The sequence below is a fragment of the Barnesiella sp. WM24 genome (genome assembly GCF_004570975.1).
Classification (GTDB): Bacteria; Bacteroidota; Bacteroidia; order Bacteroidales; family Muribaculaceae; genus Muribaculum.
Genome location: NZ_SPPC01000002.1, coordinates 34261 through 54296 on the forward strand (window position 1 = coordinate 34261; position 20036 = coordinate 54296).

Annotated in this window: 18 protein-coding genes; 8 read left to right on the top strand and 10 right to left on the bottom strand. The window is 48.5% G+C overall.

From position 1 onward, the window contains the following. Positions 1-13 precede the first annotated feature (13 nt). Complete coding sequence (locus E4T81_RS02045) at positions 14-1645, bottom strand: hypothetical protein (RefSeq protein ID WP_135040920.1); 1632 nt, start codon at positions 1643-1645, stop codon at positions 14-16. Between the two features lie 114 nt (positions 1646-1759). Here E4T81_RS02045 and pelA point away from each other — a divergent pair, with 114 nt between their 5' ends. After that, positions 1760-2842: a pectate lyase gene (pelA, locus tag E4T81_RS02050; protein WP_135040922.1), complete on the top strand. Its 1083-nt coding sequence runs from the start codon at positions 1760-1762 to the stop codon at positions 2840-2842. Here the strand turns inward: pelA and E4T81_RS02055 are convergent. Then, the gene (locus E4T81_RS02055; RefSeq protein WP_135040924.1) at positions 2785-3336 is read right to left on the bottom strand and encodes a methylated-DNA--[protein]-cysteine S-methyltransferase; all 552 of its coding nucleotides are present in this window, start codon (positions 3334-3336) and stop codon (positions 2785-2787) included. The genes pelA and E4T81_RS02055 overlap by 58 nt on opposite strands. Positions 3337-3409: 73 nt before the next feature. Between E4T81_RS02055 and E4T81_RS02060 the strand changes: the two genes are divergently transcribed. After that, positions 3410-3754, top strand: a complete 345-nt coding sequence (locus tag E4T81_RS02060; protein ID WP_135040926.1) for a hypothetical protein — start codon at positions 3410-3412, stop codon at positions 3752-3754. Here E4T81_RS02060 and E4T81_RS02065 read toward each other — a convergent pair. Together E4T81_RS02065 and E4T81_RS02070 are read right to left on the bottom strand one after the other, a co-directional pair. Further along, positions 3736-5130 (bottom strand): glycoside hydrolase family 43 protein, encoded by a 1395-nt coding sequence (locus E4T81_RS02065; RefSeq protein ID WP_135040928.1) that lies wholly within the window; start codon positions 5128-5130, stop codon positions 3736-3738. The genes E4T81_RS02060 and E4T81_RS02065 overlap by 19 nt on opposite strands. A gap of 153 nt (positions 5131-5283) precedes the next feature. Next, positions 5284-6165 (bottom strand): aldose 1-epimerase family protein, encoded by an 882-nt coding sequence (locus tag E4T81_RS02070; protein ID WP_135040930.1) that lies wholly within the window; start codon positions 6163-6165, stop codon positions 5284-5286. A gap of 346 nt (positions 6166-6511) precedes the next feature. On the opposite strand from E4T81_RS02070, the gene E4T81_RS02075 reads away from it, so the two are divergent. After that, the gene (locus tag E4T81_RS02075; protein WP_135040932.1) at positions 6512-7306 is read left to right on the top strand and encodes a lipocalin family protein; all 795 of its coding nucleotides are present in this window, start codon (positions 6512-6514) and stop codon (positions 7304-7306) included. An 80-nt stretch (positions 7307-7386) separates the two neighbouring features. Here E4T81_RS02075 and thiL read toward each other — a convergent pair whose 3' ends face one another. The 4 genes from thiL to sppA form a co-directional block, all read right to left on the bottom strand. Next, positions 7387-8424, bottom strand: a complete 1038-nt coding sequence (gene thiL, locus E4T81_RS02080) for a thiamine-phosphate kinase (protein WP_135040934.1) — start codon at positions 8422-8424, stop codon at positions 7387-7389. Positions 8425-8426: 2 nt separating this feature from the next. Continuing rightward, positions 8427-9245: a purine-nucleoside phosphorylase gene (locus tag E4T81_RS02085; protein WP_135040936.1), complete on the bottom strand. Its 819-nt coding sequence runs from the start codon at positions 9243-9245 to the stop codon at positions 8427-8429. A 70-nt stretch (positions 9246-9315) separates the two neighbouring features. Next, positions 9316-10422 carry a tetraacyldisaccharide 4'-kinase gene (lpxK, locus tag E4T81_RS02090; RefSeq protein WP_135040938.1) on the bottom strand — a complete coding sequence of 369 codons (1107 nt, stop codon included), beginning with the start codon at positions 10420-10422 and terminating at the stop codon, positions 9316-9318. 19 nt (positions 10423-10441) lie between these two features. Continuing rightward, positions 10442-12196, bottom strand: a complete 1755-nt coding sequence (sppA, locus tag E4T81_RS02095) for a signal peptide peptidase SppA (protein WP_135040940.1) — start codon at positions 12194-12196, stop codon at positions 10442-10444. Between the two features lie 245 nt (positions 12197-12441). Here sppA and E4T81_RS02100 point away from each other — a divergent pair, with 245 nt between their 5' ends. From E4T81_RS02100 to dnaJ, 5 genes are all read left to right on the top strand, one after another. Further along, positions 12442-14877 carry a thiol protease/hemagglutinin PrtT gene (locus tag E4T81_RS02100; RefSeq protein WP_135040942.1) on the top strand — a complete coding sequence of 812 codons (2436 nt, stop codon included), beginning with the start codon at positions 12442-12444 and terminating at the stop codon, positions 14875-14877. Then, positions 14874-15452 (top strand): hypothetical protein, encoded by a 579-nt coding sequence (locus tag E4T81_RS02105; RefSeq protein WP_135040944.1) that lies wholly within the window; start codon positions 14874-14876, stop codon positions 15450-15452. Before E4T81_RS02100 ends, E4T81_RS02105 begins: the two co-directional genes overlap by 4 nt. Further along, entirely contained in the window at positions 15449-16294 is an 846-nt protein-coding gene (ispE, locus tag E4T81_RS02110; protein ID WP_135040946.1) for a 4-(cytidine 5'-diphospho)-2-C-methyl-D-erythritol kinase, read from the top strand. Before E4T81_RS02105 ends, ispE begins: the two co-directional genes overlap by 4 nt. A 107-nt stretch (positions 16295-16401) precedes the next feature. After that, positions 16402-17016, top strand: coding sequence for a nucleotide exchange factor GrpE (gene grpE / locus E4T81_RS02115; RefSeq protein ID WP_135040948.1), 615 nt, complete (start codon positions 16402-16404; stop codon positions 17014-17016). Positions 17017-17042: 26 nt separating this feature from the next. Further along, entirely contained in the window at positions 17043-18215 is a 1173-nt protein-coding gene (gene dnaJ / locus E4T81_RS02120; RefSeq protein WP_135040950.1) for a molecular chaperone DnaJ, read from the top strand. A 65-nt stretch (positions 18216-18280) separates the two neighbouring features. On the opposite strand, the gene E4T81_RS02125 is transcribed toward dnaJ, so the two are convergent. Both E4T81_RS02125 and E4T81_RS02130 read right to left on the bottom strand, forming a co-directional pair. Beyond that, a complete protein-coding gene (locus tag E4T81_RS02125) occupies positions 18281-19051 on the bottom strand; it encodes a TatD family hydrolase (protein WP_245206986.1) in 771 nt (256 codons plus the stop codon). Continuing rightward, positions 19048-20013 (bottom strand): polyprenyl synthetase family protein, encoded by a 966-nt coding sequence (locus tag E4T81_RS02130; RefSeq protein ID WP_135040952.1) that lies wholly within the window; start codon positions 20011-20013, stop codon positions 19048-19050. The genes E4T81_RS02125 and E4T81_RS02130 overlap by 4 nt, the downstream gene beginning before the upstream one ends. Positions 20014-20036: the final 23 nt, after the last annotated feature.

A 20036-nucleotide genomic window follows, 5' to 3' on the forward strand; every position in this document is an offset into this window, starting at 1 on the left:
ATTTATCGCCCTTTTAATTTTTAAGCGAAACCTTGAAACTCTTCATTGAGCCGTCGGCATATTTTACAGTTTTTATATAGATGCCTCTTCCCGGATCATTCACCACGCGACCCATAAGGTCAGTGTACACCTCACCGACAACATTGTCAGCAACCTCGGGAACATCAATCGAGGCAACTGCACCTTCTACGAGTCGCGACTCATAAACATTCCCGTTGACGACATTGTAGCTCTTGACGCCCACCGACTCTATGCCTTGACCAAAGAGGATGAACGTATGGAGCGAACCCTCAATCGTAATGTCTCCGTTACGACCATCACGAGCATCGGTAAAATCATATGGCAGGTCAGTTATCGGCTCATAAAGCATCTGATATTCATCAGGGTATAACGTGAATTTTTCACCGTCTACATAAATGTTGTAATACATGTTTTTCGTGTCAAGCACCATGCCGTCGACATTAAGCATCGGTATGTCAAACGATACATAACCAAATCCCATCGAGTCGTAGAAACGGAATGCCTTAATCGACGGATCGGCTGGTGTATAGTCGGTCAGACTGTTCTCTCGCAACACGGGATTCTGATACAGGTCCATATACCAGAAATACTCATTGTCAATATCCTTGAACGGAGTAAACAATGCCGCTGATTCAGAGTAATAGGCACCATCTTTACCAAGCGAGAATGTCAGGTTCTCTTCCCTGATAAACGAAGTTATATATTCATCATAGACTTCATCATATACACGATTGAGCTTCCCGGCATGGAAATATGTCAGATAAGAGTCTTCCTCATTTACTCCAAGATACTGACCTGACGGAAACGTAATCGTGTCACCTGATTTTACCCCAACGACAGGAGCCATTACACCGGCATCGGTGTGCATAAAGTCGCCAAGATAACACTTGTCTCCGTCGTAAGCCATGTGTACAGCATGTCCGAGACCGTCATATGTCATTATCCAGTCACCTGCATCCTCTGCATTATCAGGAATCACAGCCATTACATCGTCAACAGGGTCATAACGCATGTTCAATTCACCAAATCCCTGCCACATCTTGTCGTCAAGCGTAAGTCCAAGTATCGCATCACCCCTCATCACCCACGACTCTCCATCAAGTTCAAAAACCAGGGTCTGATCCTCAACGGGCGACAATCGAGTCCCGTCGTCAGAGAAGTCAAGAAGATAGGCATAGAGTTCAAAGACTTCACCCTCATCCTCCAGTGAAGCGAAGTTCTGAGGCAAATTTACCGTTATACGGTCATTGTCAATCTCTCCTTTAAGATATGTACCGGTCGGGAACTGTGAAAACGGGTTTTTGAGATAAACATCGCCTTCTTCGCCAAACAAAATGACTCCGGCAAAACCATAATCCTCAGTTTCCATAGGAAGATCGCCAAAGGGCGCTATCGCGATAGAACTCCGCGAGTAAACTCTTTCCTCCCCTATGGGGTCTTCATTAGCTGAAGGTGCAAGACATGTCTTGCCGGCAATATTTGACCGGTCAAGTATTTTTATAGCCGGCATCTCGACAGGCACACGTTTTACCGGACGCACGTCCCGATTATACGCGCCTGAAGAGAGCGGGATAATAGCTGCGAATGTAATAGCTGCAATCTGTGATAATCTAATTAATTTCATTAGCTTGGTTTCTAAGTGTATTGCAAATATACAGATTTAAAATTATTTTTCAAATATCAACACTATTAAATGATTTTACTACTTTTGCAAAATAAAAGCAAAAAAACTAATACCATGACCATAAATTCAATATTGCATTTTGTAACCGCAGGCTGCATCCTGATGTCGGCAAGCCATGCTGTCTCAGCGCCGAAAAACAAGATACTTAGAGAAACCGACAAGGAATTTTTCTTAACAGATGAAGCAAAACGAATCGGTGACCAGGTATTGTTGTACCAGCGCGTGACAGGCGGATGGGCTAAAAATATAGACATGGCTAAACCGCTTGAAAAACATCAGGTAGACAGCGTGATAGCTGAAAAACAGCGACGCGATGACTCTACAATTGACAACAATGCCACTGTCATGCAGATTTCTTATCTTGCGCGTCTTTATCAGGCAACCCATGATCAACGCTACAAAACAGCATTTGCCGACGGCATCGGCTATCTGCTGAGCGGTCAATATGACAACGGGGGATGGCCTCAGTTCTGGCCCGGCCCGACAGGCTATCAGACTCACATCACATTTAACGACTACGCAATCACAAATACGCTGAACCTGTTTCATGAAATAATAAACGGGAAATATCCCTACGATGGAAACCTTGTCGACCCGGCAACAACAGAGCTGGTCAGAACATCATTTGACAAGGGAATAGAATGTATACTTGCCACTCAGATTGTGGTTGACGGCAAGCCGACTGTGTGGTGTCAGCAACATGACCGTGACACATATGAGCCGGCCGGCGCACGCACTTATGAACTGCCGTCGTTCTGCTCCCAGGAAAGCGCGGCAATCGTGAAGCTGCTTATGGAAATCCCGTCACCTGACAAACGCATCAAAGATGCTGTCGACGGGGCGATGAAATGGTTTGACAGCAATAAGCTCACCGGAGTCAGGCTTGAACACAGAGGCACACGCGGCTCTGATGATTTCGACACATTCCTTGTTGAAGACGCGGAAGCCGGCCCGATATGGGCAAGATACTATGATCTTGTCAATTGCGAGCCCTATGTATGTGACCGCGACGGTGTGCCACGCAAGAATCTGCATGAGATAGGCAGAGAACGCCGCAACGGCTACAGTTGGTACAACTCCTATCCGGCAGAGCTTGTGCCACAATATGAATCATGGCTGTCGGAAAACAGCGACTGAACATTTCCTGCCTCAAGCCCAAGCAACATGCCCTTGGCGGAAATTCCTCCGGCATATCCGGTAAGCTGTCCGCCGGAACCTATTATGCGATGACACGGCACTATAACAGATATGGCATTTGCACCGACAGCATTTGCGACAGCACGCACCGATGTCTGACGCCCTATCATCCCGGATAGACCGCCATATGTCATCGAGTGCCCGTAACCAATGTGGCAAATAGCATTCCACACGATTTGCTGAAAGGCAGTGCCCGGCATCAATAACGGGAGGTCAAACACCTTGCGTCTTCCCGTAAAATACTCTTTAAGCTGAGCTATGGCATTGTCGACAACTTCGCTCTCAGCCTCTGTCATCACGGCGTCAAGGCTCCGTGAAAGACGGCTGATGACACTGTGCCGACCCCAGTCACACATACACAGTCTGTCACCAAATCCACCCAACACCAACTCGCCGCAAGGCGACTGCCACCGTTGTATCTTGATTACATTCATTACCGGATAATCTTTCTTACCGCAAATTTAGCAAATTATTTGTTATATTTGGGATGACGTATCCCTACCCTGAATGAAGATTATCCTTAACAATATAATCCCCTTTGGAAGTTTCGGCGCGATAAACCTGTTTGGAGTGCTGTTTGCCAAACCCAATATCCGGCTCACCGATGAGGTGATAAATCATGAGGAAATCCACACCCGACAGATGCGCGAACTTCTTTACCTGCCCTTCTACATCCTATATGTCTTCGAGTGGATGCTCAGGGTAATAAAAAATCGTGGCAACCTCCTGAGAAGTTACCACGAGATATCTTTTGAGCGGGAAGCATACACTTACGGGCACGACTTGCATTACCTGTCACGCAGAAAACCGTTTGCCCAGTGGAGAGCGCCTCATCACTCCAAAGTCCAGTAATCGAAATTGAAGAGTTCGCCTTCCTCTCCCTGAAACAGCATGTAAACGTCATGTACACCCGACACCGGCAAGTCTTCAGGATGGGCTATTTCCGCCGATTGAAGCTGCCAGTTTTCAACACCACCTGTAGGCTTGACCTCAATTGTCGCAAGAACAGGACCGGCAAGGGCGTCAAGTCGCAATTGAATGGCTCCGCCACTCTTCTCCGAGGCGACATTTGCCACAAACCTGCGAGCCTTCCTGTCACCAAAATCGACTGCACGCACTCGCAGCCAGTCACCGTTGTTGATTGATGTAAGGTAATGGTCATCACCTGCCTTGCGATCGGTTTTCAAGCCAAATCCGGCTGCCATAGTCTCAGCTTCGACTCGCTTGTAAGGGTCGAGATTAGTGACCGGTGTAACCACACCCTCTTTTGTAAACGGAATAAAAGGTATGGAGCCATCGTCATTAAACCGGAATTCCTCCACGCAGGTAGAGCGACGGAAGCCCCCGCCATTCGGCAGCAACCCATTATGATAAAACATGAAATCACGACCGGCAAAATTAATCGAACCTCCGTGAATAGTAAAACTATTTGGCGACTCATCCATGATTCTGCCCCGATATACCCACGGACCGTCGATATTGTCGGATGTAGAGTAAGCCATATGCTCCGGCACACCGCCGGCAGCATATACCAGATAATACGTGCCGTTACGCTTGAACACCCAGGGACCTTCCTCATAGTTGGTCTTGAGCATTTGCTTGTTAAGCTTATAGTCACGTTTCATGACAAGCTTTCCGAAGGCATTCTCGTCATTTAGCGATGTCACTTCAATAACATCGCTTGCAAGCGACACCATGTCATCGTTAAGACGTGCATACCAGAGCCCGTTGTTGCCCCAGAAAAGATAAGCCTGACCGTCATCGTCAATAAACACTGACGGGTCTATATATCCCCATCCCGCAGGCACAAGCGGCTTGCCGAGTACATCGCGGTAAGGACCTGACGGCGAGTCGGCAACTGCGACACCGATGGCATCAAGACCGCTCGCAGCTTCCTGGGCACATATGTACCAATACCATTTACCGTTACGTTCAACCGCCTGCGATGCCCAGGCCTTGTCGCCCTGCGTCGCCCACTTGAAGGTAGCAGTTGAAATCGGCGTGCCGCGATAAGTCCAGTTAACCATGTCGGTAGAGGAATACAGCATCCAGTCTTTCATCTTGAAATACTGTGCGTCATCCTCGTCATGGTCGACAAAAAGATACACGGTGTCATTATGCACATAGGGCGCCGGATCAGGAGTAAACCATGTTGAGATTATTGGGTTTTGAGCCATTGCACCGCTTAACGTGGCGGCGGCAAGAGTTGCGATAAGAATCTGTTTCATATACTGTGTTTTTTGGTATATGCAAAAGTACAAAATCGCCTCATCACAGCAACGCTGTCATGTAACACATATCACCATATTTCGTAACACGCCGGCACGCGGATGTAACATCATCCTCTTTTGGCGTAACAACAGCCGACGTCAATCTCCCGGTCAGATATTCTCGAAGATAATCATGTAGGATGCCTCAAACACCTTTCCGGGTGCAAGAGTGTTGACATATTCACGCTCAGAGAACTCGCCGTCAAATGCCACGCGGTCAGCCCTGCCATACCAAGGCTCGACACAGATGAACGGAGCCTCAGGCGACGGCGACCATATCCCTACTACAGGCGCGCTGAACAACAGCGACAGATAAGGATTGCGGTGCTTGTCAAGAACCGACACTCTTCTCACCTGACTGTCGGCAAGTATAATCGTGTTTATGTCAAATGTATCGGCGGTGACAGGCAGCATCACATTGTCATCCAAAGTCACGGGCATCACCTTCTCGCCTATACACCCTTTTTCCTCAATCAACTGAGAGATGAGTTCGTTACGGTCAAATGCGAGGTAAGCATGCACCGGATCGGTCGCTTTAAAATCGGGATAGTTGAAAGCCGGATGGGCTCCAATCTGAAATGACATCTCCTTATCACCGGTATTGGTCACACGCCACATGACACGCAGCCGTTCCCCGACGAGCTGATAGCCTATCTCAAGACGGAAGTCACGCGGGTAATTGCTACGGGTCTTTTCGCCTGACTCCAGCACAAACCACGCTTCATCCTCAGGAGCATCCTCCACTACGGAAAAGTCGCTGTCGCGGGCAAAACCATGCTGCCCCATTTCATACACTTTTCCGTCCATCTGAAACCTGCCGTTCCACACCGACCCTACAATCGGGAATAGCACCGGGGAACGCCGCCCCCAGAACGGGCTGTCGCCATGATAGAGGTAATCATGACGCGTGCGGTTGTCTACTATGCTCTGTAATTCAGCTCCGAGAGAGTCAATCTCTACCGTAAGCAGATTGTTTTTCAATGTCTGTTTCATATATCTAAATATATCAGGATATGCCTGACCGGTCACAAATTTACAAAAAATCAGCAAGTATAATCAGCCAAAACTCACTTTATGCATCAGTGTATCAATGTTAATAAATTTTTATTCACTTTTTTTGACCGCTCATGAGCGACAAATAACCATACGTTCTCATTTCCAATCAATTTTACTGACAGCACCGATAATCCCTGTTTTCACGCAAGCCACATTCTATGTATATTTGTATCTGTAACTAAATTTAACCTGCGGAGAGATATACCCCCTCCCTCTCCGAGAGATTAAAGTAATGGAAAAAGGCTTTGCCGCAGGAGGGGCGGAAAGGCGAACGATAATAATTATGAAAAAGTTCAAGAGTTTTTTTATGACAATGCTTGCAGTCGCAGTGTGTTGCGGATTCACTGCATGCGGTGACGATGACGATAATGACGAACCGGGAAACGACGAACCGGGATGGACTCCGGGCTCCACTGACATGACTGGCATACCTACTGCAGGCACCACCCCCAACGCCCTTCTTGGCGAGTGGGAGTTCTCGGAAATTGACGAAGACGGTGACCCGGTAACCATGACATTCCGGTTTAAGCACAATGGAGTATGCTCGGTAAATATGGATGACTCTTCATCAACACTTGCCTCATGCAACGCCTCTGGAAACAATCTCAGAATTGACATGGGCTATATGGTTTTTGACGGCTCATATTCAATCTCCGGCGACAAGCTTACCTACAATGTAAAAATGAGTTACATTGACGAACCAGGTTCTTTCACGACAAAGATTACTTTATATAAAGTATCTGATAACACCGGTTATGAACCTGCAAAGGTATCGGGAGCCATACTTGGCGCATGGTACAATTCCTTTGAAGAAAATCTCAATGGCGAGTATTACTATATAGGACATCGCATAACTTTCCTGTCAAACGGACTCGCACAGTATCTACAGACAGAGAAGCAAGGGAATGGCGATGAAGAATTGATTCCGTTCTATTTTGCATATTCGGCCGACAACGGCGTCATCTCTACTTACGATGCAAACGGCAACGAAACTAACATGTTCTTAAACGGAGCTTACTCAATAAGCGGCAACGAGCTGACCTTTGCTTCCTCCGGCTACACATTCACTCGCAAGTAATCAGCTTAATCGACATTAATAAACATGACAGCGGGACACCCTTCAGGGCATCCCGCTGTTTTTTTATCCTGAGCATGGAATTACCCGGCAAGCGGATTCCAGCCTTGTGCCTTCAACGGCATCTCGACATCATCACGGGTAATCATGGCACACCCAAGCTCAGGCTTGGTAATATGCCCTATCACCTTTACGCCCGGCAGTTTTGACACCTTCTCATGGTCGGTCAAAGGCACTGTAAACAACAGTTCATAATCTTCACCACCATTAAGAGCAGCCGTCACAAGATTCATGCCGAGTTCCTCAGCCATCACGGCAGTCTGATAGTCGATAGGAATGCGGTCCTCATATATGCGGCAGCCTGTATGACTCTGTTTGCATATATGAATAAGCTCGCTTGACAAGCCGTCAGACACATCCATCATCGCCGTCGGCTTAATTCCCGCCTCTGCAAGCTCACGGATTATATCCTTGCGCGCTTCCGGCTTCAGTTGTCGTTCGACAAGATACTCCTTGCCCTCGAAACGCGGCACAAAATCCTTTTGTCCGGCCGAGGCGACTTTCTCCCGTTCAAGCAGCTGCAACCCCATATATGCCGCACCAAGGTCACCGCTCACACATATCAAATCAGTGTCACGCGCACCGTCACGACATACAATACTGTCTTTAGGGGCGTCACCGATACAAGTTATCGATATTACAAGTCCCTGGCGCGACGATGTCGTGTCGCCGCCGACAAGGTCTACGCCATATATCTCACACGCCTTCCTGATTCCGGCATACAGCGACTCCATATGCTCGACAGTAAAACGCTTTGAAATGCCAAGCGACACGGTAATCTGGCGCGGGGTGCCGTTCATCGCATAAATGTCACTGAAATTCACTACCGCCGATTTGTAACCGAGATGCATCAACGGGACATAGGTGAGGTCAAAGTGTACTCCCTCAAGAAGCAGGTCGGTAGTCACAAGCACCTCTGTGTCCTTGTATTGAAGAATGGCGGCGTCATCACCCACACCTTTCAAGGTGGAGCTGTTTATATTGGAAAGTCCCTCGGTCAAGTGGTCTATAAGACCAAACTCGCCAAGCTCGGCAATTTCCCTGTGGTCACGCTCGTCCATGATTATTCCTCAAAACGGTTCACAAGCTCGGTCATAATCTCCATCATCTTGGGCTGAGCAGCCTGAGCAGCCTTCTGTACCTCTTCATGAGACACTTCCTCAACTATGCCCTCGACTCCAAGGTCAGTGATTACCGACACGCCAAACACTTCGATGCCGGAATGACGCGCAACGATAACCTCAGGCACCGTGGACATGCCTACGGCATCACCACCGATTATATGGAAATAACGATATTCCGCAGGCGTTTCAAATGTGGGACCCTGAGTTCCGACATACACGCCATGCATCACGCGTATGCCCTTTTCAGCGGCAATCTCGGTAGCCTGCTTTACAAGACGGCGTGAATAAGCCTCGCTCATGTCGGGGAAACGCGGTCCCAGCTCATTATAGTTCTTGCCGCGGAGCGGATGCTCGGGAAACAGGTTGATATGGTCAGTGATAATCATTATATCGCCTATCATAAACTCAGGATTCATGCCTCCCGCAGCGTTGCTGACAAAGAGAGTCTTGATGCCGAGAGCCTTCATCACCCTGATAGGGAACGTCACCTGCTTCATCTCGTAACCTTCATAATAGTGAAAACGTCCTTGCATCGCCATCACCCGCTTGTTGCCGAGCTTTCCGAATATAAGATTGCCGGAATGTCCCTCCACGGTCGACACCGGGAAATTAGGAATTTCCGAATACGGGATATATTGTTTATCTTCAATATGGTCGACAAGCGCACCAAGTCCTGTGCCAAGAATTATCGCAGTCTTAGGCATCTCACTCACTCGTGAACGGATATACTCTGCCGTCTGATTGATTTTTTCCAGCATATTTACTTGAATTTATTAAGATGTTAAGATATTATAGTAGTTAAAACACTTTACAATACAGCATAGTTGCCTAAGCCTTATCAGAATGTCTGTTTATAAGACTTCTCAACTCTTTTTCAAACGAGTCGGAGCCAAGCGGCATCTTGTGGGGCAGGAACTCCACTTTTATAGGAAGGTAAAACGTATTTGCCTTTAACTCGTGAGGATAATACGGACTGTTGGCTATGCGCACGGCATCTTTCTCCGTAGTGACAATATACTTGTTTCTACCCGACATCTGGGTGTAGGCTTTCCTTATTTCATCAAAATCCTTTCGTGAAAAGCTGTGGTGGTCGGGATAACGTTTCACCGAGACTTTTGCACCGAAATTACGCAGATACCTGACCAGCGGCTTAGGATTGGCAATCCCTGACACGACAAGCACGGAATCATCATCACCGAGCATGGCAAGATCAGGCATATACCTTACATCGTCGGGGAAAACACTTACAAGCCCACCGTACACATAATGGGAGAAATACACTTTCTGATATGCAAAAAGACCGAGATGCTCATATATAAGACGCACATCCAGCGAGCGAATCTCACCGGGACACTTAGTCACCACGACAATATCGCTCCTCAGCAATGCGCTCTGCGGTTCGCGCAGCCTGCCAAGCGGCATAAGGTCGTCATTGTAAACCGGACGGCTCCACTCAGTCAGCACAATCGCCGCCTTGGGAGCGACATAACGGTGCTGGAAAGCATCATCAAGCACAATGAGATCAATCATCGGATCGATACGCAGAAGCTCATCAATGCCCTTGCACCGGCTTTCACAGACCGCGACTCTCACATCGGCGCCATATTTCTGGAATATCTGATAAGGCTCATCTCCGATGTCCCACGGCGACGAGCGCCTGTTGGCAAGTACAAATCCCTTTGTGTGCCGCTTGTAGCCACGGCTGAGCACTCCGATATGATACTCGTTCTTCAGAAGCTCTATCACATACTCTGTGTGAGGGGTCTTGCCGGTACCGCCTACGGCAATATTGCCGACGACAACAACAGGCACGTCAAACCGACGCTGCTTCAATACGCCCCAATCAAAAAAGCGATTACGCACCCTTACCACCGCACCATATATCCAGGACATAGGGCGCAATAGTGCTGTATCGACAAATTTATTGTGGCGCATGGCTTTTATTGACTAAAAATTATTCAATAACAACCTCTTCCATGCGGCACTGGACATGTTCAAGCCGCTCCATCTTCTTCATCATGTTATAATAAGGATAGGCGTCTCCAAGCTCCGACTTGATTATACGCTCCTTGATAGTGGTCGATGAGAGCAATATCTCCTCCCACCATTCACCTCTCGGCTCAGGATATTCAGTAATCTTATAGTCGTCAAAGCCACACTCTTCGGCAAGGTCGGCAATACAACGGTCAAGATCGCCAAGCTGATCGACGAGTCCTATGCGCAGGGCTGTCTGACCGTCCCATACACGTCCCTCGGCAATCGCCTTTATAGAGTCGACGGGCAGGTCACGACCGGCGGCACAACGCCCCACAAATGTCTCATAGCCCCTGTCAATCATAGCCTGCATCGAGGCACGCTGTAACGGAGTCATCGGGTCGATAATTCCGATGTTGGCCTCCGGATTGGTGGCTATGGTAGCCACATTCACTCCGAGCTTGTCGGTAAGAAGCCCCTTGATGCTCGGGATAAGACCGAATATACCGATAGAACCGGTGATGGTGACCGGCTGACAATAGATGCGGTCAGCGCCACACGAGATGTAGTATCCGCCGGAAGCCGCTACATCACCCATCGATACATAAAATGTCTTTCCTGTAGCCTTGAACTGTTCAAGAGCCTCCCATATCTGTTCAGAAGCAAAAGCGCTTCCTCCTCCGGAATTCACTCGCAACACAAGCGCGTCGACATCATCGTCTTCAGCAAGGTCAAGGATAAGCGGCGCCATTTTTTCACCCACGATTCCCTCATTGCCACGGTCGACAATATCTCCTACCGCATAAAGCACGGCGATATTGTTTGACGATTTTTTCGGCTTGATTGTCTTTACATATTTTGAAACCGGGACAAGACCAAGACGGTCATCCTTGCCGGTCTTGCCGGTCTGCTCCTTCATCCAATCCTCCGCTTCATGACGGTAAAGCAAAGAAGTCACCACCCCGTCACGCAACAGGTATTCTTGGCTTCGTGTCATCAAAAGGCTGTCAGCCCACTGATTGACAGCCTCGGACCCTACTCCGCGAGAAGTGCCGATACCGTCACAGAAATAGTTCCATATGGGAGTTATGTAGCCTTTGATTTGCTCCTTGTTTGCCTCACTCGGAGCTGTGAGGATATAAGGCTCTACCGCACTTTTATAAGTACCCACCTTTATCACCTGCATCTCCACTCCAAGCTTATCAAGCAATCCTTTATAAAAAGGCAATGTCCCTCCAAGTCCGTGAATATCAACAACTCCCTGAGGATTAAGCCACACAGAGTCAGCCACCGAGGCAAGATAATAATTGGACTGGGTGTATGCGTCGCCATACGCCACAATCCATTTCCCGGAATCCTTGAAGCGCTCCAGGGCGTCTCTTAAATATGCCATTGTGGCGGCTCCTCCGCCACCACCCATGCAGTCAAGGTAGATGCCTTCTATTTTTGAGTCGTTTGCCGCATTATCTATCGACTTGATAAGGTCATTCAGGGCAATAGCGTTGTCGCCCATCCCCTGAATCTCGTCCATAAGACTTCTACCCTGCACACGCTCTTCAACAGGACCGTCAAGCGAAATGTGAAGTATTGAATGTGACGGCACCTTTGGCGCGGGCGATGCCATTCCGGCAAACATCATCATGAGTGACATCAGGAACATCCCTACTGTCGCAACCATCATTGTGATAAAAATTCCGACGATAGTCGCCAGGACATAAATAAGAAACTGCTTCATTATTGATTGTTCTATGTTAATTCTTTTTCCTTTTATAATCTACGCACCATAAACAAATTCTTTGGCACAATACAAAGTTACACCTTTGCAACCACAACTGCAAATAATTATTAAAAACTTTGTGTTCCGTTAACAAATCATCAAAATTTGACCGTATATTCCTCACGATGACATCCAAAATTCACGCAACCGCTTGCATAATAACGCAAGGCTGACTAACTTTGCCAAATATAACTCAGCTATTTATGAATAGACATCTGACATCACTTATTGCCTTGGGTGCATTTGTGTTCAGCGCCAACTGCGCACAGCTTACCCCCGAGGAAGCAATCAACCGCCTTGTATCGGAAGGAGGCGTCACACGTAAAGTAGTATCAACAGGGAAACTTAAACTTGCCTATACGGCATCTACGGGCGACATTAACCAGTTTTATGTGTTCAGCAACCCGGACGAAAAAGGGTTCTCCATAGTCGCAGCCGACGATTGCGTGGCTCCGTTGCTGGGATATTCCGCCGAATCTTCGTTTGAACCTGCCGACATGCCTGACAACATGAAAGCGTGGCTCGAAGGCTATCAGCGACAGATCGACTGGGCGATAGCCAACGGCATGACCACGACCCGCACAGCAGCAAAAGTAAAACGCGACGACATAAGCCCTCTTATCCAGACCCGCTGGGACCAAAGCGACCCCTATAACATGCTCTGCCCTACATATGGCGATAACGTAAAATGCGCGTCAGGATGTGTCGCAACGGCAATGGCTCAAATCATGAATTACCATGAATGGCCGGAAAAGGGCAAAGGATCCAACAGCTATTCTTGCTACAATCCAAGCATCAGCACTAATTTCGGAACGCTGGCAATGAATTTTGCCAACACGACATTTGACTGGGCAAACATGACCGACCGCTACAATTCATCCTCGACCGAGGCTCAGAAAAATGCGGTAGCCACACTGATGTATGCTTGCGGCATATCGGTCAACATGATTTACGGACCGTCAAGTGGAGCGCAATCCACCAAGGGAGCCGCCGCCTTTGTCAACTATTTTGACTATGACAAAGGGACGACTTACTACCTGCGCGACTATTTCAGCGGTTCGGAGTGGGAAAAGATGATTTATGACGAACTCGCAGCCAAGCGCCCTGTCATGTATGACGGAGTTACCGGCAACAATGAAGGACACGAATTTGTATGTGACGGCTACAGCGACGGATATTTCCATATAAATTGGGGCTGGGGCGGCATGAGCGACGGCTACTTCCTGCTGTCGGCTCTTGACCCCGGAATGCAGGGCACAGGAGGAGGATCGTCAGGATTCAACTTTCTTCAGGGCGCAACCCTCGGAATACAAAAGCCGGTAGCAGGCTCGGAAAACAAGTCCACCCTCGTAGGAGCCAAAGAGTTCTATACCGACAGGACAACATATACCCGCAGCGGAAGCATCCGCATACTGAACCGTCAATATATCTATTATCCTGCCGACGGGACTATCGATGTCAGACTGGGGCTCAAGCTTATCGACGCCGATGGCAATGAAAGATACATCTTCAGTCCTGCCGAAGCCTCTACCATAACAGGCATGTCCACTGCGATACAATCATACCCCATTGATGGTTCCAGCTTACCGCAAAGCGGCACTTACACAGCGAAGCCGGCATACTACAACACCGCGACTGAACGGTGGAGCGACATCCTTATCCCCATCAACTGCAGCCAGGGCTTCACTGTGACAATTGACGGAAACAGCATCACATTCACCCAGCTCCCCTATAATCCGCAGCTCACAATCAGCAATGTAAACATACTTACACCGCTGTATGGCAACGCCAATTTCCATGTAACCGCCACAGCGACTTCAAGCAACGATGAATATTACGGGACAATCAGAGCCGCACTATGCCGCCCCGGGACTAAATCCATCGTCAACAGAAGCTCCCAGATGCAGATTGACGTGGAGCCCGGCACACCCCTTGAAATAGACATGATCGGCGAATTTACCCGATCTACGACAGTAGGCGATTATGATTTCGTATTCATTGACGCATCAGACAACATTGTCAGCGAGCCTGTTTCTGTAAAGTATCTTGGCAACCTCACGTCAAAAGGCTCGATAGAAATAATCAGCTTTGAACCGGAGGCAAGCTCGATGCCACAGAATAACATCGTCCTTAACGGCACAATCAAATGCACATCGGGCTACCTTGATGAACCGCTCTATATATATCTTTTTGAACCGGGCAACAATTACTCGGTAACGACTTGGACAACCGAGACTTTATGGCTCGCCGAAGGAGAGTCGGCCGACTTCACAATCAAAGGAGAATATCTTGACGGAAAGACCGGTCTGTCACAATACACGGCGTGCATATCATATGACGGCGATCTGCTTGAACCGTATGCCCGCTTCCGTCTCAAGAAAGCGACAACCGGCATAGACGAGACCGCGGTCGCTACAGCGGCAATCACGCCTAATCCCGCCGACAATTACGTGACCGTCACAGCTGAATCCATTGACATGGTAAAGATTTACTCTCTTGCAGGAGTATGTGTATTATCGGCTGACGGTGACGGAAGTGACTCACTCGGCATAGATGTGTCACATCTTGCGCCCGGCAATTACATCGCCACAGTAAATGGCGCTGACAGAATAACAACCCTGAGACTTATCAAACGATGAAAGCAATAATGACGGCAATCGTGTCGTTTTCATGCATGCTCACCTTGGGCTGCGCTTCTTCCCGACAGGCAAAGGAAGCGCAGTCCGACGCTTTCTCTATCAAGAAAAGTGAAATGACGATAAACGACAAGATACTTGGAGGAAATCAGGCGGCAATGATACCCCTCGCCATTGTCTACAAGACCAACGGCAATTTTAACGACAATGTACCGGTTACGCTGAGCGCCGACCGCAAAGATATAGTGTCATTTCCCGCTCCCGGCGACATCAATCAGGAGTCGGCACCGCTTCCTTTGACCGAGGGATTCCTGCTCGACCGCAGAGGTATAAACGAGAACTCGGCATTTACCCGATATACATATGAAGAATACTCTGCGCTGCGTCAAGCCCCGTCAATAGAGATGCTGAAAAGCTCAATCATAGGAGGCGCGGAAGTGACAGAGATAATACAGTTGCCGATTACCGCGGCAGAAGCGGCAAATGACACCGCGAAGTGCAATAATTTTATCAGAAACGGCTTCCCCGACTGCAACATGCTGCTTCAACGCCGAGCAATCCAGATTACCCCGCAATGATACTCTTCCCTAACGCAAAAATAAATCTGGGACTCAATGTCGTAAGACGCCGTCCCGACGGGTATCATGACCTTGAGACCCTGTTCTATCCGGTGCCGTGGCGGGATATACTTGAAATTGTCCCGGGCAAAAATGACACCGCGACGCTCACTGTCACCGGAAGACATGTAGATTGCCCCCCGGAAAAGAATCTTGTCATGAAAGCCTACATGGCTCTCAACAAGATTTCACCACTGCCCCCGGTTGACATATATCTTCACAAAGTAATACCCGACGGTGCAGGACTCGGAGGGGGAAGCGCCGACGCGGCATTTACCCTTGCAGGACTTGACAGCATGTTCAATCTCGGACATTCCAGAGAGGAGCTTGCCGACATAGCCACCACGATAGGTGCCGACTGTCCGTTTTTTATCTACAACACGCCGATGCTCGCCACCGGAATAGGAAATATATTCACCCCTATGCCGCTTGACCTGTCATCAATGACGATAGCGATTGTCAAGCCCCGCGTGTCGGTTTCCACCAAAGAAGCCTACTCGGGGGTAAAGCCCATGATACCGGCAACCGACCTCCGCTCGACACTCCTCGACCCTGTTGAGTGCTGGAATGGAAATCTGAAAAATGACTTTGAGGAGTCGATATTTCCTCTTCATCCTGAAATTGACAGAGTTAAACAGACGCTGTATGCTACGGGGGCTGTCTACGCGGCAATGAGCGGATCGGGAGCGGCGGTGTTCGGATTATTTTCGGCAGACAGTGACATATTGGCAGACCGCATAAACTCTACATTCCCTGAATGTGACACATTCGTGGCGCCACTTACATTACAACGCGAAAAATGAACGATATACACCTCGGGTTGTTATTATAAATGAAATAATGAGGTCGAAAAGCTAATTTTGGCAGCATTTTTGCATTTATTGAAATGACAAAATAATTATAACCTGATATGAGCAACAAGCATAATCACAAAAACGATGTCAATAAAAAGCCGGAGGCTGTTGACAATAATGATATAGAGATTAACGACGTCGCTGACGAGGAAAACATCGATGCCGAAGCAGCAAAGGAGATGGCACAAGAGGAACTTGACGAAGTAGGGAAACTTCAGAAAGAGCTTGAGGAGACAAAGGCTCAACTTGAAAAGGAGAAGAAAGAATATCTTTTCCTGATGGCTGAGTTTGACAATTTCCGTAAACGCACCCTCAAAGAAAAAAGCGAGCTGATTAAAAACGGCGGTGAAAGCGCCATGAAGGGTCTGCTCCCTATTATCGATGATTTCGAGCGTTCAATCCAGGCGATAAACGACAGTTCCGACGCATCATCCATTAAAGAAGGCGTGGAGCTTATATACAACAAGTTTCTGAAATATCTTGAGCAAAACGGTGTAAGCGTAATCGAATCGGACAAAGGCACTGATTTTGACACAGAGCTACACGAAGCTGTGACCACTTTCCCCGCAGGTGACGACTCACTGAAAGGCAAGGTTATAGATACCGTGCAGAAAGGATATAAACTCCATGACAAAGTAATACGCCACGCAAAGGTTGTCGTTGGTCAGTAACAGTTAATCATCCAAAGATTCTACCGATGGATAATAAAAGAGATTATTACGAAGTGCTGGGTGTTGCCAAGACAGCCACCGCAGATGAGCTTAAAAAGGCTTATCGTAAGCTTGCCTTGAAGTATCACCCTGACAAGAATCCGGGCGACAAGGCCGCCGAAGAAAAATTCAAGGAGGCTGCTGAGGCATATGATGTGCTCAGTGATGCCGACAAGAGAGCCAAGTATGACCAGTGGGGTCATAACATGGGTCCGTCAGGATTTGGCGGTGGAGGCGGAGGCTTCCACGCAAGCGGAATGTCAATGGAAGACATATTCTCTCAGTTTGGCGATATATTCGGCGGTGGCAGCTTTGGCGGTTTCGGCGGCTTCGGCTCTGCAGCAGGCGGTTCGGCACGGCGTCGGCGCCAGCCTAAGGGCAGTGACCTGCGCATAAAGGTCAAGCTTACCTTGAAAGAGATTTCAGAGGGTGTCACCAAGAAACTGAAGATTCCGCGTTTCGTGCAGTGTCAGCACTGCGCAGGCACAGGCGCCAAAGACGGCACGGCATTCCACACTTGCAACAGATGTCATGGTTCGGGAGTAATCGAACATGTACAGCAGACCTTCCTCGGCCCGATGTCATCGACTGCAACTTGTCCGGAATGTAACGGTGAAGGCAAGACAATAACCCAGAAATGTACTTACTGCAACGGTGAGGGTATCGTAAAGCAGGAAGAGGTTGTCGAATTTACAATTCCGGCAGGAGTAAGCGACGGAATGATTCTTACACTAAAAGGCAAAGGTAACGCAGCGCGTCACGGCGGTATAAACGGCGACCTTCTTATTGTGGTGGAAGAGCTTCCTGACCAGGAATTGATAAGGGACGGCAACGACCTTATCTATAACCTGATGCTTGACATCCCTACCGCCGCCTTGGGTGGTTCGGTCGAGATTCCTACTGTCAACGGCAAGGCTCGCGTCAAGATTCCGGCAGGAACCCAGCCGGGCAAAGTGCTGAGACTACGCGGAAAGGGGTTGCCTTCAACCGAAGGATATGGCACAGGCGATGAGCTCGTGAATATAATGGTATATATTCCTGAAAATCTTAATGACAAGGAGAAAGAGGCTATAGAGTCGTTACGCGGTTCTGCCAACACTCAAGCCACAGAATCGGTCAAAAAGCGTATTTTCAGCCGTCTGAGACATATATTTGAATAAACAAATATAAATATACAGCGAGAGGGGAAAAGCTGAGCTTTTCCCCTCTCGCTGTATTGTAAAAATCATAACTCGAGATTAAAAAGAGAAGAGGCATTTGCCGTTGTAATGTCATGGACATCTTGCTGAGAAAGGCAAAGCACATTTGCCACATACGCCGCCGTATGCACGATAAATGCCGATTCGTTACGCTTGCCGCGGTGAGGCACCGGAGCAAGATAAGGAGAGTCGGTCTCCAGAAACAGCCTGTCAATGCCTATTGCCGGAAGCACGTCGCGCAGCGATGAATTCTTAAAGGTGACAATGCCATTGATTCCAAAATAGAAATCTCCTATCGAGCGTATTCTCTCGACATCAGCCACGCTTCCCCCGAAACTGTGAAATACTCCTGTCGGCAATCTTTCGACCGACGACAGCACGTCAAGCACATCATCAAGCCCCTCCCTGCAATGAATAATCACAGGAAGTCCACGGTCGGCAGCCCAATTAACCTGACGGCGAAACACTTCACGCTGCTGAAGGCGATAAGTCTTGTCCCAATAAAGGTCAATACCGATTTCTCCCACGGCGACAAACTTACACGTGGAATCAAACTCTGACTCAATCCTCGCGAGAACGCTCTCCCAATCGTCGCCAACCTCCGTGGGGTGAAGCCCCATCGCTACCGATGTATTGTCGGGATAAAGTTTATGAAGGGCAAGCATAGGCTCGATTGTTGATAAATCGACATTCGGAAACACCATGTGCCCTACCCCTGCGCCAATAGCCCTCTCAACCGCAGCCGACGGCGATTCAAATTCCGGCAGGTAAAGATGAGTGTGAGTGTCGACAATCATGATTTACGGTCAAGTGACTGTTCAGCGATATTTACAAAAAATTGACGGGCGTCAGAGGAAAGCCCGATTTTATCAAGACAATCTATCGCGCTCTTGACATAATCATTTATAAGACGGCGACATTCACTCTCGACATCAAGGGCTGCATACATAGTCATCACTTCAGCCACCTTACTCTCCGATCGAGTGCCAAACAATGACTCAATACGGGCTTTCTGTCCGGAATCGGCACGATTGAGCGCCGTAATCAACAATAGTGTCTTCTTGTCATTAAGGATGTCACCACCTATCTTTTTGCCAAATACCGAGGCGTCCCCGTATGTGTCAAGCCAGTCATCCTGAAGCTGGAACGCAAGACCGAGGTTGACGCCATAGTCATAAAAAGCAGTCTGCACGGTCATGTCGGCTCCGGCAAGGAGAGCCCCCATGCGACAGGCACAGCCGAGCAACACGGATGTCTTCAGCCTTATCATCTCTATGTATTCCTCCACGGTTACATCGGTGCGGGTCTCAAAATCCATATCATACTGCTGTCCCTCATAAATCTCCATTGCAGTGGCGTTGAACAGCGCCAGCACTTCAGCAAGACTGTCACCGCAGTCTTTTGCCATGAATTGCGATGCCATGGTAAGCATCGCGTCACCTGAAAGAATTGCTGTCGACTCATTCCATTTCACGTGTACAGTCGGTCGGCCGCGACGCAGATCCGCCCTGTCCATCACATCGTCATGCAACAGCGTAAAATTATGAAACATCTCCAAGCCCACAGCCTGGTTCAGCGCCACACTCTTGTCAGCGCCAAGCGCCTCGGCGACTGCAAGCATCAGCATAGGGCGTATGCGTTTGCCTCCGCAGTCAAGCGTGTAGGCAATCGGCTGATAAAGACCTGCCGGCTGTTCCGGATAACATATCTCTGAAAGCGCTTTATTTATATAAGTGATATATTCTTTTTCAGTAACCATAATCTAAATATCAGATAAGTAGC